The following is a 289-nucleotide window of genomic DNA, read 5'->3' on the forward strand; positions in this document are numbered from 1 at the left end:
GGAATCCAATGCTGCACCTGCCGGGTTGAAAGATAGGAGTGGCTAATAAATGGTCCAGATCCACGAGCATGGTAGCCAATAAAATGAGCCAGTATTTTTTCCAGTTGTTGCTATCGTACCCGTAAGCGATGGCACCTATGAAAATGAAATGGAGGAAGTAATGAACTACAGTTTGTAGCAAGGCTTAAGGTTTATGGACTAAGAATAAATTTCAGAAGAGCAAAGGTACGTTAAAGCCTCTATCGGAATAAGGATTATCGAATCATCTTTGAAAGGAACCCTGGCGACT

1 protein-coding gene is annotated in these 289 nt (G+C 41.9%); it reads right to left on the reverse strand.

Annotation, left to right across the window (positions count from 1 at the left end; all coding sequences use genetic code 11):
• A partial coding sequence (locus HC176_RS19870; protein ID WP_245234975.1) for a DUF6122 family protein occupies positions 1–181 on the reverse strand: 181 nt, incomplete at its 3' end.
• Between the last annotated feature and the right edge of the window lie 108 nt (positions 182–289).

This window comes from Tamlana crocina (assembly GCF_012037625.1).